We start from the raw sequence: 15,114 nt of genomic DNA, 5'->3' as shown, positions 1-15,114 counted from the left end.
TCTTGCTGCACTGCATCTGCCTCATGTTGAACCAGAGCCTATTGCGGCCCAATTATTATTGTTCCTTTATAACGAATTGGTTCATGAAATGCAAATTGTCCATTCCACTCTTCTCTTGCATTACGAATGGACAGCAGCGCAAGGGAGCTCAATCCATTCATACGGCTGCTGCAATGCTTTCATTCCATTTTCAATAATGGAAATAATCATAATTGTCTGTTCAGACGGAACGGTCGCATGACCAGACTCGAAGAAAGCAACCAAGTCGCGGGCGAACAGCTGGAAGAAGTCCGATTCCACCTTCAAGATGCGGCTGCTGCCTGAGTGATATTTCACCGCCATCGTAAATGGGCATTCGTCGCCAAGATGGCGAACTGTTGCTTGCCTGCCATCCCCGAATTCAATCAGCAGCGCAGGGGCTGTCTTCGTTCCAATAGACATTACTCGCTTCGCGTCTGCTCCCATCAGCGAAACAATCGGTTCGATCTGATGAATGGAGTAGTTATGAAATGCACCAGGCCCCAAGCTGGATATAACCTCAATCCCATCACGGTCTGCTTCGGTATATTCCGCTGCATATCGCAGGGCCGATGAGGAGTACAGCGGCGTGCCGTGCTTAGCAGCATGTTCGAACAAGCGAATGGCCGCAGCCCGATCAGGGGCGAACGTCTTATCGATATACGTCGGCTTGCCAGAAGCCAGCGGCAGCTCAGCAAGGATTTCGTGCTGCTCTGGATGGTCAGGGGCGAGCACGATTAGGTAATCACTCTGCGCGACAACTTGCTCAATGCTGTCCAATAGCTGAACACCATGCTTCTCCGCCCATGCAGCATTGCTGAGCCCATGTTCCGAATCCTTCAGGCCATAGGCATAGGCGACCTCCATGGTTCCTTCAGAAGCATTGCGAATCCATGCTGGATAATTATTGGCATGCCATTCGTCTAAGTAATAATCGATAAACCCGATCTTCTTCATGCGAACGAACCTTCCTTCGCGAACGAGATTTCCCTTCTTTGTTCGGATGAATCGTAAATAGCTTGCAGCATCTTGGCAGTCAGAATAACCGTATCAATATGGGAAGGCAGCTTCTCGCCGGATTTAATACAGGAGATGAAGCTGTCAATCTCGTTCTGGAACATATCTGTCTTATTGAACTTCGGCGTGCTCTCCATCAGAGCCCCATGCTTCGCGCTGTAGATCGTGAAGTCTGCGCCGTACTGCAGGCGGATGCCAGCCTTATCGCCTAGGAAGTCGATGTACATTTCATCTACGCCAATGTTCTGAGCCCAAGCGCCATTGACTGTAATGGAAGGACCGGAAGTGCGGATCATTGCCGTTACAAAGTCATCTACATCGTAAGTGCCTGCATAATTCGGAGGCCCTGCCCACATGTTGATGTAGGAGTAGTTCTCCATATCCTTGCCCAGCTTGCTATAAGCCTGACCGGTTACGGTCTGCGGATCTGGATCGCCCGTGCAGTACATCACGATATCGAGGAAATGCACGCCCCAATCAATGAGTGCGCCTCCGCCGGCAACAGCCTTGTTCGTGAAGTCCCCGCCAAGACCAGGGATCGAACGCTGGGAGCGGAAGCTGACGTAAACATGGTACAGTTCGCCCAAATCGCCGTCGGCAATCATCTTTTTAATAATATTCACGCCAGTATTGAACCGATTTACGACCCCGATGTTCAGCGTCATGCCTGTCTCATGCTGCACCTTCTGCATTTCCAGTGCCTCTGCATACGTTCTGGCAGCTGGTTTCTCGCACAGCACATGCTTGCCTGCGCGCATGCAATCAATCGCGATGGAGGCATGGCAATAGTTCGGTGTACAGATGGACACAGCTACGACTTCCGGATCATCCAGAATGATATGATAATCCTCAACTGCTTCCCCACACTCGTACTTCTCGACAGCTTGCTCTGCCCGTTCCTTGCGAATATCACAGAAATACTTAATCTCTACCTCTGAATTCGCCATATAAGACGGGATGTGGGCACTGTTCGCAATCGTCCCGCAGCCGATAATGGCAACAATCGTTTTACTCATATCGAATCCCTCCAAGGTATGGGGCCAGTAAGGAACTAGGCCGAATTAGTTCTAGTGACTTGCGCAATAAGTACTCCCATGGTAGCATGTATGCGCTTTAATTAATTTGACTTTCGTATATAAAATTGGGATTATTGTTCGATTTTCGAGTAGGGAACGCCTCAATCTACGTCTTCTACAGAGCTACTGCAATGGGCGTGCATATTTTACAGATTCCGGACAAATCCCATATATAGTGGAATCCTTGCCATCAATCCCATATACTTAGAGCTTACTGATTTGAAAATATAGAATGAATGGAGATATGAAACATGTCTAATTTGCCTAACTGCCCTTCCTGCCAATCGGAATATACGTATGAGGATCGCAATATGTTGGTATGCCCGGAATGCGGGCACGAGTGGTCTGCGAATGCAGATGCTAGCCATTCGGAAGATGACAAGGTCATTCGCGATGCGAACGGCAATATATTGAACGACGGAGACACGGTATCCGTCATTAAGGATTTGAAGGTAAAGGGAAGCTCTTCCGTGATCAAAATCGGAACAAAGGTGAAAAATATTCGCCTTGTTGACGGCGATCATGATATTGATTGCAAAATCGATGGCTTTGGCGCCATGAAGCTGAAGTCTGAGTTTGTAAAAAAGATATAAGCGAGCTATGCGAAAATGTAAAGCCCACCTAGACGACTGTCACAGGTGGGTTTTATTGTGTTCGCTATTCAATTTGTATGGGTTGAATTGGGCATCGCAGAGCGACGGGAGTGTCACGCTGACAACGTTGTTCTACGTATGCTCAGCTTTCAGTCATGATACCTCCATTTACATGAAGCACCTGACCTGTGACATAGGAGGAATCATCGGAAGCTAAATAAATATAAGTCGGTGCAAGTTCAAATGGCTGTCCGGCACGTCTCATTGGGGTGTCGCGTCCAAAGGTTGAGACATAGTCAGCTGAGTAACTGGATACGGTAAGCGGCGTCCATATCGGGCCCGGAGCGACAGCATTGACGCGTATGCCTTTATCAACAAGCTGCAGTGATAATGAACGTGTGAAGGATACGACGGCCCCTTTGGTAGAGGAATAATCAACTAGCAATGGAGCGCCTGCATATGCGGTTACAGAAGCGGTTGAGATGATGGAGCATCCCGGCTGAAGATGAGGCAGGGCGGCTCTGGTCAAATAAAACATTGGGAATATGTTCGTGCGGAACGTATTTTCCAGCTGTTCGTCAGAAATGCAGAGCAAACTTTCCTGAGGAAACTGAACGCCTTGGTTCAGCACAAGCACATCAAGCCGACCATAGTGTTCGATTGTTCTGCGGACGACCTCTTGGCAGTGTGCTGGCTGACGGAGATCGACTTCAAGCAGCAAGCATCGCGCTCCATAGCTTTCAACCATTTGGCGGGTTGCCTCTGCATCTACACGCTCGTATAGATAGGCGATTGCAACGTCTGCTCCTTCCTTGGCAAATCCGATTGCAACAGCACGTCCGATGCCGCTGTCACCACCAGTAATAATCGCTACCTTGCCCGCCAGTTTGCCGCTGCCTTTGTAACCTGGATTATCGGAAATTGGCAGAGGGTGCATCAAATATTCAAGTCCTGGCTGCACATTCTGATGCTGCGGCGGGAAGGTAAGGGGGACTTGGCGACATTGCGTTTCGTAGCTGTAATAAGGAATCATCGGAATCATGGCAAGACATCCTCCTGTGACTTTGTAAACTTACAGGCAGGATATTCGCCTACGCTAAGATCGGTGCTTCACAAGTGATCTGCACTCGTCGTACGACGTTGTCTTTCCACTATACCACTTGATCATGGAAGCGGCGGGAACTGCCAAATAATAAACAAGCACAAGTCGGTTATGCTCATGGACCTGTCAGGAGGGAGATGGTATAATACGAGGTAGAACAACAGGTTGAGGTGGCTATTATGGCAACGGCAATTTCCTTTTTTGCAGGTGCTGGTGGACTCGATACAGGCATTCACCAGGCAGGCTTCGATATTAAACTATCACTTGAAATAGAACCTATCTTTTGTGAGACGCTTCGGGCAAACTATCCGGATATGAATGTGGTCGAAGGCGATATTTCGGACTATTCTCGGGAGCGCATCTATCGAGAGGCAGGCTTGGATGAGGGACAGGACATTGACCTTATGTTCGGCGGCAGTCCTTGTCAATCATTCAGCACGGCGGGTAAAAGGCAGGCATTTGAAGATCCGCGCGGTAATGCGATGTTGAAGTTCGCGCAGCTGGTGGAGGAGACACGCCCCAAGGTTTTTCTATTGGAAAATGTGCGCGGACTGCTGTCTGCTTCTTTGAAACACAGACCGCTCCGCCAGCGGGGAGAGGAGCATGCTCCGCTTGAGCCGGAGGAGATGCCCGGCAGTGCGCTCGCACATTTGCTCCAGCATTTCCATGAATACAATGTGACCTATGAACTGCTGAAAGCAGCTGATTACGGGGTTCCTCAGTCGAGGGAGCGGGTATTCTTTGTCGGCGTACGCAAGGACTTGAGTACAACATATGCGTTTCCCGCCAAGACACATGACGCTGAGGGCGGCGAAGGGCTGTTGAGATGGGTGACGCTTGGAGATGTCTTGCGCGACTTGAACGTAGAAGAGCACCATTACCCTCGGTATTCACCGGAGAGATTGTATTACATGCACATGATTCCGCAGGGTGGAGGCAACTGGCGAAGCTTGCCCGAAGAGTTCGTAGAACTGGCTATGGGCGGCGCCTATGAGTCGGGCGGAGGCAAGGTAGGCTTCTATCGGCGCCTATGGATCGATCGGCCAGCCCCAACGCTGCTGACCTCGCCCATTCAGAAGAGTACGAATCTCGGACACCCGTATGAGGATCGTCCGATAAGCATTGAGGAATACATTGCCCTGCAAGAATTCCCGAAGGAATATCATGTAGCAGGCACATTATCTCAGCAATATACGCAGATTGGAAATGCAGTTCCCGTCCGTCTTGCAAGAGTGCTGGGCAGTTCGATCATGCAGCTGCTTGAGCGCATTACAGAGATACAAGAAGCGAATCCAATGGAAGCAACAGCAAGCAGGTAACATGGGTTTCTTCTTATATGGCCTATAAGGACTTCAAGGTGCAGAGATCATTGCTGCACTTTTTTTGTGCATCTATACGTGTAAAAAAATAAGTAGATTCACCTCTCGTGGTTAGGACTTTAAGAGGTTTACATGATTCATCCAATAACCCATATAGGCTGATTGACATGCATATGATACAATAGGTGAAACCAATAATTAGGAGGTCTATTCATTTGATCGGACGTAGCGGAAATCCAACACTTAATGAAGAAACGTTTGCAAATCAGGGTAACTATGAAAATCAAGAACGAATGACGATCGGCGGTACCGTCAATAAATCGTTCATGGCACTGGCGCTGCTTGTTGGAGCGGCAGTCATATCGTGGACCATGTTCGCGAATGGATACAATATGAATCCATATTTAATAGGTGGAGTAATAGGCGGCGCGATTCTAGCACTTATTATCAGCTTTGTTCCGACAACGGCCCCGTTCCTTACGCCGATTTATGCGATAGCCAAGGGACTTTTCTTAGGTGCTATATCTGCAAGGTTCGAAGCATGGCAAGGAGGAATCACCCTTCAGGCAGTATTGCTGACAATGTGCGTATTCATGGGCATGCTGCTGGTGTACAGACTTGGGCTAATCAAGGCGACAGACGGATTCCGTAAAGGTGTCATTACGGCGACAGCAGGAGTTGCCCTTGTCTACTTGTTCAGCTTTATTTTGGGATTTTTCGGTATTACCATTCCTTATTTGCACGAGAGCTCGCTTATAGGCATTGGAATATCTGTCGTTATCATCATCATTGCAGCATTGAACTTCATTCTTGACTTTAATTTGATTGAAGAAGGTGCGGAACAGGGCGCTCCAAAGTATATGGAGTGGTATGGTGCATTCGGATTGCTCGTGACGCTTGTATGGCTGTACATTGAGATTATTCGTTTGCTTGCCAAGATCGCTAACCGAGATTAATAGGTCTGCTTGTATTTTTAAGCCATTCCTCTCTAGGGATGGCTTATTTCGTTTACTTCTGTAGAGATGAGTAGGCTGACATAAGCCGTTCACTCTTAGGCATATGGGAAGTGCTCTGCTCATTTATAGCTAATATAGGCTCCATTTTCGTTAAATTTATCCCTCGAGTAGAGGAATTCACCCTTGTAGTAGCATCCTGTATCCCTCTACAATGTAAGCAATTAGACCTAGTAGTTATCGAGCCTGCATCACCAGCCACGAGTAGTTCCGGTACTACCGCATATCCATTCTTATATTCACATCCAAATTTACTTTTTCCCGAATAGACATTCATCTTATCCTCATCACCGTATAGGGCATACCCAGTTTCGTAAGCGCTTTAATTAATCGAGTTCTCACTCCTTTCGAAAGCGCTTTAATTATTGCCAGACCACACTTTTACAACTTCTCGGTAGCATTCGCCTACATCATGATCATATTTCATTCCGCTTTTCATTCTGGCAAGGAGGTGATCGCTGCCACAATGACTTTGTAATATCCACCGTAACAATTCAAAAGAGGGTTATACCAACAACAGTCAACAAGATACAGCCTCATTTCGCTAACTCCAAGATACGCAGAAGCTTGAATGGTAGGATAGTGCCATTTTTTTAGGCTTGGACAAATTTGAACATGCGGGAGTGTTATGAGATGAAAAAAAGCTTGATGTTGTTAATGATTATCACCTTGATGGGCATGATGGCTTTGTCTGGTTGCGGCAGTAAAGATGCGGGGAAACCGGCTGAACCAGCGAAGGAGCAGGCAACAACGACAACACCGCAGGAGCCTGCGAAGCAAGAACCTGCTAAAGAGGAGAAGGTTGAAGAATTCTCCATGGTCATTCGTCACATCAACGTCCGTGACACTGCGAAGGCGACGCTGAAGCAGCTGGAGGATGTTGTAGCGAAGACAGAACAGGATGTTCCTGGCTTGAAGTTCAAGTTGGACGGGGTAGAGGATACAGTTAACCGTGACGTGAAGCTGAAGGCGGAGATGTCTGCCGGTACACAGCCTCCGATCTTCAACCTGTTCGGTGGCGATGACACAGTGAAGTACTCTAAGGCAGGACGTTTGCTTGATTTGACTGGGATTTTGGATGAACTGGGCTTGAAGGATGCATTCTTCAACTTAAGGGAATTTACAGTGGACGGTAAAATTTATGGCCTCCCCGAGGCTGGTTATATTGAAGGCTTCTTCTACAACCAAAAACTGTTCAAGGATGCGGGCGTAGAAGTGCCTAAGACATGGGATGAATTGATCAAAGTGTGTGAAGCCTTGAAAGCAAAAGGTATTACACCAATCGCATTGGGCTCAGGCGCAGGGGATGGCTGGGCAGCCAACATGCTTGTGAATTCCCTGTTCGTCGGCTTGGGCGGACCAGAGCTGCAAGAGGGCTTTGCTTCCGGAAAGACAAAGTGGACAGATCCAGCAATCATCGAGACATTTAAGCGCATTCAAGATTTCAAAAATAAAGGCTACATTGACCCGAACGTACTTGGTCTCAAGTATCCACAAGGTCAAGCGAATTTCTACACAGGCAAGGCTGCGATGCTGTTCGATGGCAGCTGGGCAGCGAATGCAATTACAGGGGATACTTCTACAGTGAAGGATGTAGCTGGATTCTTCCGCATGCCTGATGTTGGCGGTCCTGGCGACGGCTTGATCAATGGCGGTTGGTCGAACGGCTATGGCTTCTCCGCTACGCTGAAGGACAATGAGCTGAAGGCCGTTAAAGCATTTATTAAAAATTTATACACAGTCGAGGAACAAAAACGAAGCCTCGTTGAATCCAGTCGTATCCCTGCTATGAAGGGTGTAAGCGGTGTCGAGGGTGGTACGGAATTGGTGAAGGCGCTCGGCGAATCTCAAGGATCGGCGAAGGGTGCATTCCCGGCATTTGATGCGCTCGTACAGAAGAGCGTGAAGGTAACATTAGAGCAAACGGTACAAGAGGTTCTTGGCGGCAAGCTCACGCCTGAGAAGGCAGCTGAGCGTATGCAGCAAGCTCAAGAAAAGGGCAATAAAGAAGGGAAATAATCTCGTCGTATTGCATAGTTGGGGGCCGCAGCAGCGCTGTGGTTCCCCTTTCTTATCAGGGTTGATGCGTACATGCTGGTTCGTTAGGCATAACAGCTATTACAGCTCTGACCAGGAAGAAATAGCAGCTGATCAGGCAGCCTTCATCTATGAACGGACTCCAGCAAGTGTTTTCCTATCATTTTGTCCCGGTTATGGCCCCACGCTCACCGGATAATGGGAGATGTGAATCATGAACAAGATACTCCGGAATCGTGTCGCTTTCTTTCTATTTGTAGTTCCGGCACTGGCACTTTACATTACGTTCTATTTAGTGCCTCTATTCAAGTCGCTTCAATATTCCGTAACGAGTTGGGACGGCATTACGGAGCCAGTCTTTAACGGATTCGATAACTTCGCCAAGGCATTGTCTGATGAGAAGTTTTGGATCGCGTTCAAGAACAATATTTATTTTGTGTCTTTCTCCGTATTCATTCAGGTACCAATGATTGTGTTCGTCTCCATATTGGTCAGCGGTGTAAGGCGGATGCTTGATTTCTACAAGCTGACTGTATTTATGCCAAGTATCCTCTCAACCGCTTCGATTGCGGTTATTTGGCAGTTCATTTATTCTCCCGATGCAGGTCTGCTCAATCAAATCTTGAAAGCAGTCGGCCTCGATACATGGACAAGATTGTGGCTGGGGGATGAGAATACCGCAATGCTGTCCGTACTCGTGACCAATGCTTGGCAATGGACAGGATTCTACATTGTCCTTGTGTTGGCGGGCATATTCGCGATTCCGAAGGAAATGTTGGAGGCTGGAGAAATAGATGGTGCGGTCGGCTGGCGCAAGGCATGGCTGCTAACCATTCCGCTCATTCGCCCAGTCATTGTAGTAACGATGCTGCTCTCCATCACGGGTGCCATGAAGGCGCTGGATATTGTACTCATCATGACTAACGGCGGGCCATTCGGCAGCTCTGAAGTTATGGCGACGTACATGTATCAGCAGGCATATGCGCTTGGCGACTTCGGTTATGCGAATGCCATTGCGATCATCATTACGGTATTTACCGCAATTCTCTCGCTCATTTACCATATCATTAACAAGAAGACGTCGAAGGAGGCGGAATACTAATGAGGGCTTATCGATCCAAGCGTATTCTGTCTCATGCCGTGCTTCTCATCTACGTAGTCATCGTTATTTTCCCTATATTGTTCGTTGTGCTCTCTTCCTTTAAGGACAATACAGAGATTTTCAATAATCCTTGGGGATTGCCAGCGAAGTTAAGCTGGGACAATTATGATAATGCCTTGTCGAGTGCACATATAGGCCGGTACTTCGTGAACAGCTTATACATTAGCGTGATCGCGACGACCGCGACCATACTCCTCTCTACAGCGATTGCTTATGCAGTTACACGGATGAGGTTCCCGTCTCTAAGCAAGCTCGTAATGGGGCTCCTGCTACTGTCGATCCTCATTCCACCCGCATCGCTGCTTATACCACTGTATATGATGATTAAGGACTTCGGCATCTACAACACGCCGTTCGCCCTGATGATTCCTTATGCGGCATTCGGCATCCCGTTAACGACGTTCGTCATCGCTGCCTTCCTCAAGTCGATTCCGACAGAGCTTGAAGAAGCAGGGGTTATGGATGGACTGTCCACTTACGGATTGCTGCGCCGTATCATTATCCCATTGACGATGCCAACTCTTGTCACGGTCTTTATTTTGAACTTCATCAGCCACTGGAACGAGTACATTATGGCGAACCTGTTCTTGTCCGATCAGGAGCTGCGTACGCTGCCGGTTGCAGTTGTATCCTTTGCCGACAAATTCAATATGAACTACGGGGCGCTCACTGCGGCCATTACGATCAGCGTCGTGCCTGTCATTGTCATTTATGGTGTTCTGCAAAAGCAAATTATTGAAGGTGTGACAGCAGGAAGCGTTAAGGGGTAATCTAATCGATTTAGCAAATAGCTAGAATTGGGGAATGGGGCTGTCTTCTAGTCATAGAGGACAGCCTTTGTCATGCTGGATAGAGGAAGTGGATTGCATGCAATTGTGCATGTCCGTTATCTCATATCGGTTTCAGTACCTTGAAAGGGATGCTTTGGGGAAGGAGGATGCCCTCTTCCCATACGCGAGAAGGCCTACCCATGAGAGCAGGCCTTTGTTCGACGGAGGATGATACGAGGGTGAATGGGCGTGATTAAATGATGGATAGAGAACCGCTTCTAATCAAGTTCAATGTGGGGGAACCTTCAGTAAGCACAAGCCTCTCTTCCGCATCACGCGCTTCTTGCTGAGGCTCGACAACGTATCGATAGTTTACGGCATGTTCAAGCAGATACGGCTCTTCTCCATTCACGTAATCGAGATAGCGTGCACGCAAATTCGCAGTCTGTTCCACATAGATGACTTTGTACATCCGATTGTCCAGCTGCTTCGTCAGGAACACGAAGATTCCGATCGCTTCAGGGATAAGCTCCGCTGATTCAGGGGTAAATGGCAGTACTCGCGACCAATCCGCCATCTTCGTCGCCTCCATTTCGTTATAAATTATTCAATATGGCCAATATGGCGTGTAAACAAGACTGTCCGCAGATACCCTCAGGCCTAGATCAGAATTGATAGCACAAATAGCTAAGTAGACCTGCATAATCTCGGTAGATGACCTTAGCCTCGCGTTCTGGTTCTCCGCTTCCTAGTGCGATCAGGATCGGAACGAAATGCTCCGGTGTAGGCACAGCAAGCTTCGCGTAGGGAGCGTCTTCGGCATAGTTGAATAGAGCATCATAGTTCTTGCGTTCAATGTTGTCAATCAGCCAATCGTCGAATTCCAGCGCCCATGATTCAGTTACGTCGCTATGCAGGCTCAGATTGTGAACGGTCACGCCGCTTCCGATAATGAGCACACCTTCATGCTGCAGCTCCCGAATGGCACGGCCAATCAAGAATTGATCCCTGGCGCTCAGTTTCGGATTCACTGACAACTGTACGACAGGAGTGGAAGCGTTCGGATCGAACTGCTTGAGCAAGGACCATGTGCCATGGTCAAGCCCTCGCTCGGCGTCCAGCTCACTCTGGATATCGTGTTGGTTGAATAGATTGTGGATACGGAGAGCCAGCTCTTTATTTCCTTTAGCAGGATATTGTACGGCGAACATCTCATCCATCCACCACGGACCGAAGTCATGAATGGTGTGGTAGGTATCGTCCGTGTACGTTATTCGCGTGCTGGATTCCACTTCCCAATGTGCAGTGAATACGACGAAGGCAGTTGGCTTTACAGGCAGATCCTTGGCAAATTGAGCTAAAAATTGAGTATAGTCATTCTCCTGAATGGCGATGAGCGGCGATCCATGTGCAAGAAATAATACAGGCGCCGAAGTCGTTGTAGCGTTGGACATGATTCACACACCTTCCTTTTTTATATCTCTTAGCGTTAAATCACATAATCAGCAGGTCGGCTGACACGGGAGAGGAACTGCTTCGTCCGCTCGTGCTTCGCAGCTCTGAAGATTTCTTTCGGTGTTCCTTCTTCCACGACCGAACCCTGATCGAAGAAGATCACTTTATCTGCAATTTCCTGAACAAACCCCATCTCATGAGACACGATAATCATCGTCCGTCCTTCCCTTGCAGCTGCCCGAATAACGGCAAGCACTTCGCCGACCATCTCCGGATCAAGTGCAGAGGTTGGCTCATCGAGCAGAATTACCTTCGGTTGAAGGGCGAGTGCCCGGGCAATGCCCACACGCTGCTGCTGACCGCCTGATAGCTCGCGAGGGTAGTAGTCTTTCCGATCCTGAAGTCCGACTCGATCCAAGTAGCTGCTTGCGATGTCATGGGCTTGCTGTGTCTTCATTCCTTGTACCGTCACGAGACCTTCCATAACATTTTCAAGAGCTGTCTTGTACTTCAGTAAATGGAACTGCTGAAATACCATTGCGGTATTGCGGCGCAAGTACAGAATATCGCGCTTCGTCGCCTTGGACATATTAAGCTCATAGTCGCCCAGTGCGATTGAGCCCGCTTGCGGTGTCTCCAGGAAGTTCAGGCAGCGAAGCAGTGTAGACTTGCCTGAGCCCGAAGGGCCGATGATGGCGACAACCTGACCTTCCTCAACCGTCAGATCCACATGGTGCAGCACGACATGTTTACCGAATGTTTTGTGTAAGCCCTGGATTCGGATCATCAGCTGCCACCCTCCTCTCGTTGACCTTCAGCCGCTTTTCCCAACGCGCAATTAGGCGCTCTATCACAATTGTCACGAGCCAGTAAATGATCGCAAGCGACACATACACTTCGAAGAAGCGGAAATTGCGGGAAGCCATCAGCTTGCCTGCGGCTGTCATCTCCACAACCGAGCATACAAAGGCAAGTGAAGTGCCCTTAATCAGCCCGATTAGAGAATTGCCGAGGGTTGGCAGTGCAACGACGAGCGCTTCGGGCAAAATGATGCGGCGCAGAACCTGCGTTGTTGTCATACCCATAGAATATCCGGCTTCAATGCCACCCTTATCGACAGATTGGATAGCAGCCCGAATACTCTCTGAGTTGTAGGCTCCTTCATTCAAGGCAAAGGTGATGAGCACGAAGATCATCGGCGGAATATGGTTCGTATTGTAGTCCGTCCCGTAATAATAATTGATATACTGCATAGCCATCGGAACCGCATAGAAGGCCAGATAGAGCTGAACGATAATCGGTGTCCCTCTCATGAAGGAGACATAGAATGCCGACAGAGAGCGGAGCACGGGAATTTGCTTAATCTTGATTAGTGCCGTCGCAAGGCCGATCAGCAGGCTAAGAAGCATGGATGCAAAGGCAATTCCTAGCGTGATCGGCAAGTACGCAAGCAGTTCAGGAATTTGACTGAACACGAGTTCTACATCAAATAAATTGGGCATGCACATCACTTCTTTATGGATATTTGGAATGGAGCAGGCTTGATTATCTCGTATAGTCGGCTCCTAAATATTGAATGGACAGTTCCTTCAGCTTGCCATTGTCCAGCAGTGTGCGCAGTGCACCATCGAATGCATCGCGAATGGCAGGGCCGTCGCCTGTTTTGCTGAATATGAAATAGGCTTTCGGGTTTTGAATCTTTTCGATTTCTTCCTTAGGGAGCTCTACTGTATCAAGCGCAATGCCGTATTCCTTCTCAATGTCTCTCAGCATGACTTTTTCAGCAAAGGTGAAATCGGCTGCTCCATTGGAAATGTCTTGATAGGTTTTGATCTGATCTTGTTCGGTGTAAGCAGGCTTAATCTCTTTGTCCGGATGCTCCATGTTGAATTGTTCGACAAACAGCTGCTCGAATCCACCACCAGGACTGATTGGGATCGTTTTTCCTGAAAGATCATGAATGGATGCAATGTCCGTACGGCCTTTCTTCACCACTACCACGGTGCGATTGAAGTAGTAGTATTCGTTGCCAAATAGATATTTTTCTTCGCGTTCCGGCTTCTTGGTGATGTTATTGGCGCCAATTTGATATCGTCCAGAGTCGATGCCAGCGAATATGCTTGGGAACTCGGTCTTCTCAAACTGAATGTCATATTGCGGGAGCAGCTTGTCAATTTCCTTCAAGACAGCAATGTCGTAGCCATCGAGGTTGTTGTTCGGATCCACATATACATAAGGCTTCGGTCCGCCGCTCGTGCCGACTAGCAAGGTCTTGACCTTCTGCTCGCCGGTAGATGATGCTTGATCGGCTGCCTTGCTGCATCCTGTGGCGATTACGGTGAGTGCCACTGCAGCTGTTACGGTCAATGCCCAGAGTATCCTTTTCTTCTTGTTCATATTCGGCGTTCCTCCCTCGACTTCTATATCCGAGTAATCCTATACGGTTATTTGTTTGCCATCATACGGGATAACGGGGTGTAAATATAGTAAAAATCGGAACAACGCTAAATTTGTTGATAAGGACAGCTACTTCAGCTATGAGAGATCCAGAGGAAGAGAGGGGCGAAGAGGATTGACAGCGAACAGAAGATTTGATTTTAATATAATTAATCCGATAGGATAAATGCAATTAATGTGGGGGGTGATTATGTCATGAATGCACAGCCTGACAACTTGGGATATTTCCCTCATCAGCCATCTTTTGAACGGAAGCAGATGAACTACTTCGACAATCGGCTGTCGGCTTATCCCAAGCCGATGGGGATTCAGTATTATACGTTTTCCTTAGATGAAGCATGCAGTCATCCGATGATGATACTGCCTGATGGAAGTATTGATATTATGATTTGCTGTGATCAGGATCGCCCAAGCGCTAACGTATGCGGAACGGTGACTTCAGGCAAGCAAGGCGGGTTCCGCCAAGGGAACTGTGATGTGTTTGCGATTCGCTTCTTTCCCGGCTATGGCAGTCATGTGCTTCGCTATCCCGCCCATGAGTTCACTGATCGCGAGATCCCACTAGCTGATGTGATTCGCAATTCCTCCATACTGCTGGAGCAAATTGCAGCAGCGAACAACATGCCGGCAAGAATCGCGATATTCGAATCGTTCTATCGCCAGCTTATCCAAGAAGAGGACGAGACACCGCCCTGGCTGAAGCATGTAACGGAGCAAATCATTAGCAGCAGCGGATCGCGAAGTATGTCCGATTTATCGCAGCATACAGGGTATTCGTCACGATATATTGCGAAGGTATTCCATGAATATGTAGGGATGTCCCCGAAGCTGTTCAGCCGTATCGTGCGCTTTCAACATGTATTGGATGCCCTGCTGCGTTCGGATTATGAGGGGGTAATGGAGGAGATGATGGAGCTGGGATATTACGACCAGAATCATTTCATTAAGGAGTTCAAGGAATTCAGTACGTTTACGCCTAAAAAGTACATGGAACAGCTATGAATTCATCCGCCGCATCAATCACCCGATAGTTCAAGTAGCAATAAGCCAAGACGGAAGATTAGATATTCTGTTCTTCTTGCACGGAAGATGGAC

General features: G+C 48.3%; 15 protein-coding genes. 7 read left to right on the top strand and 8 right to left on the bottom strand.

Translation table 11 applies throughout. The annotated features are described in order from the left end of the window. Window positions 1-120 precede the first annotated feature (120 nt). A complete protein-coding gene (locus tag RQP50_RS20580) occupies window positions 121-975 on the bottom strand; it encodes a Gfo/Idh/MocA family oxidoreductase (RefSeq protein ID WP_315746563.1) in 855 nt (284 codons plus the stop codon). After that, a complete protein-coding gene (locus RQP50_RS20575) occupies window positions 972-2,051 on the bottom strand; it encodes a Gfo/Idh/MocA family protein (RefSeq protein ID WP_315746561.1) in 1,080 nt (359 codons plus the stop codon). Before RQP50_RS20575 ends, RQP50_RS20580 begins: the two co-directional genes overlap by 4 nt. A gap of 311 nt (window positions 2,052-2,362) precedes the next feature. Between RQP50_RS20575 and RQP50_RS20570 the strand changes: the two genes are divergently transcribed. Next, a complete protein-coding gene (locus tag RQP50_RS20570) occupies window positions 2,363-2,704 on the top strand; it encodes a zinc ribbon domain-containing protein YjdM (RefSeq protein WP_072729239.1) in 342 nt (113 codons plus the stop codon). Between the two features lie 142 nt (window positions 2,705-2,846). Here RQP50_RS20570 and RQP50_RS20565 read toward each other — a convergent pair whose 3' ends face one another. Further along, entirely contained in the window at window positions 2,847-3,746 is a 900-nt protein-coding gene (locus RQP50_RS20565; RefSeq protein ID WP_072729238.1) for an SDR family oxidoreductase, read from the bottom strand. Between the two features lie 239 nt (window positions 3,747-3,985). Between RQP50_RS20565 and RQP50_RS20560 the strand changes: the two genes are divergently transcribed. The 5 genes from RQP50_RS20560 to RQP50_RS20540 all read left to right on the top strand — a co-directional run bounded on the left by RQP50_RS20560 (window position 3,986) and on the right by RQP50_RS20540 (window position 10,107). Next, window positions 3,986-5,125 carry a DNA cytosine methyltransferase gene (locus RQP50_RS20560; RefSeq protein WP_072729237.1) on the top strand — a complete coding sequence of 380 codons (1,140 nt, stop codon included), beginning with the start codon at window positions 3,986-3,988 and terminating at the stop codon, window positions 5,123-5,125. Between the two features lie 215 nt (window positions 5,126-5,340). Continuing rightward, window positions 5,341-6,081, top strand: a complete 741-nt coding sequence (locus tag RQP50_RS20555; RefSeq protein ID WP_028533287.1) for a Bax inhibitor-1/YccA family protein — start codon at window positions 5,341-5,343, stop codon at window positions 6,079-6,081. Between the two features lie 690 nt (window positions 6,082-6,771). Beyond that, a complete protein-coding gene (locus RQP50_RS20550; protein ID WP_315746560.1) occupies window positions 6,772-8,157 on the top strand; it encodes an extracellular solute-binding protein in 1,386 nt (461 codons plus the stop codon). 232 nt (window positions 8,158-8,389) lie between these two features. Continuing rightward, the gene (locus tag RQP50_RS20545) at window positions 8,390-9,277 is read left to right on the top strand and encodes a carbohydrate ABC transporter permease (RefSeq protein ID WP_251481752.1); all 888 of its coding nucleotides are present in this window, start codon (window positions 8,390-8,392) and stop codon (window positions 9,275-9,277) included. After that, a complete protein-coding gene (locus RQP50_RS20540) occupies window positions 9,277-10,107 on the top strand; it encodes a carbohydrate ABC transporter permease (protein ID WP_028533289.1) in 831 nt (276 codons plus the stop codon). The genes RQP50_RS20545 and RQP50_RS20540 overlap by 1 nt, the downstream gene beginning before the upstream one ends. A gap of 253 nt (window positions 10,108-10,360) precedes the next feature. Here the strand turns inward: RQP50_RS20540 and RQP50_RS20535 are convergent, their stop codons facing one another. The 5 genes from RQP50_RS20535 to RQP50_RS20515 all read right to left on the bottom strand — a co-directional run bounded on the left by RQP50_RS20535 (window position 10,361) and on the right by RQP50_RS20515 (window position 13,959). Continuing rightward, the gene (locus RQP50_RS20535; protein ID WP_315746559.1) at window positions 10,361-10,684 is read right to left on the bottom strand and encodes a hypothetical protein; all 324 of its coding nucleotides are present in this window, start codon (window positions 10,682-10,684) and stop codon (window positions 10,361-10,363) included. A gap of 88 nt (window positions 10,685-10,772) precedes the next feature. Then, window positions 10,773-11,561, bottom strand: a complete 789-nt coding sequence (locus tag RQP50_RS20530; RefSeq protein ID WP_315746558.1) for a DODA-type extradiol aromatic ring-opening family dioxygenase — start codon at window positions 11,559-11,561, stop codon at window positions 10,773-10,775. A 35-nt stretch (window positions 11,562-11,596) separates the two neighbouring features. Beyond that, the gene (locus RQP50_RS20525; protein WP_268624237.1) at window positions 11,597-12,349 is read right to left on the bottom strand and encodes an amino acid ABC transporter ATP-binding protein; all 753 of its coding nucleotides are present in this window, start codon (window positions 12,347-12,349) and stop codon (window positions 11,597-11,599) included. Then, the gene (locus RQP50_RS20520; RefSeq protein WP_021257416.1) at window positions 12,312-13,064 is read right to left on the bottom strand and encodes an amino acid ABC transporter permease; all 753 of its coding nucleotides are present in this window, start codon (window positions 13,062-13,064) and stop codon (window positions 12,312-12,314) included. The genes RQP50_RS20525 and RQP50_RS20520 overlap by 38 nt, the downstream gene beginning before the upstream one ends. A 43-nt stretch (window positions 13,065-13,107) precedes the next feature. Then, the gene (locus tag RQP50_RS20515) at window positions 13,108-13,959 is read right to left on the bottom strand and encodes a transporter substrate-binding domain-containing protein (RefSeq protein WP_315746557.1); all 852 of its coding nucleotides are present in this window, start codon (window positions 13,957-13,959) and stop codon (window positions 13,108-13,110) included. 255 nt (window positions 13,960-14,214) lie between these two features. Between RQP50_RS20515 and RQP50_RS20510 the strand changes: the two genes are divergently transcribed. Then, a complete protein-coding gene (locus tag RQP50_RS20510; RefSeq protein ID WP_315746556.1) occupies window positions 14,215-15,021 on the top strand; it encodes a helix-turn-helix domain-containing protein in 807 nt (268 codons plus the stop codon). The last annotated feature ends 93 nt before the right edge of the window (window positions 15,022-15,114 follow it).

The organism is Paenibacillus suaedae (assembly GCF_032337355.1).
Taxonomy (GTDB): domain Bacteria; phylum Bacillota; class Bacilli; order Paenibacillales; family Paenibacillaceae; genus Paenibacillus_B; species Paenibacillus_B suaedae.
Note: the sequence above shows the minus strand (reverse complement) of the source record. Positions and strands in the feature narration are given on the sequence as shown.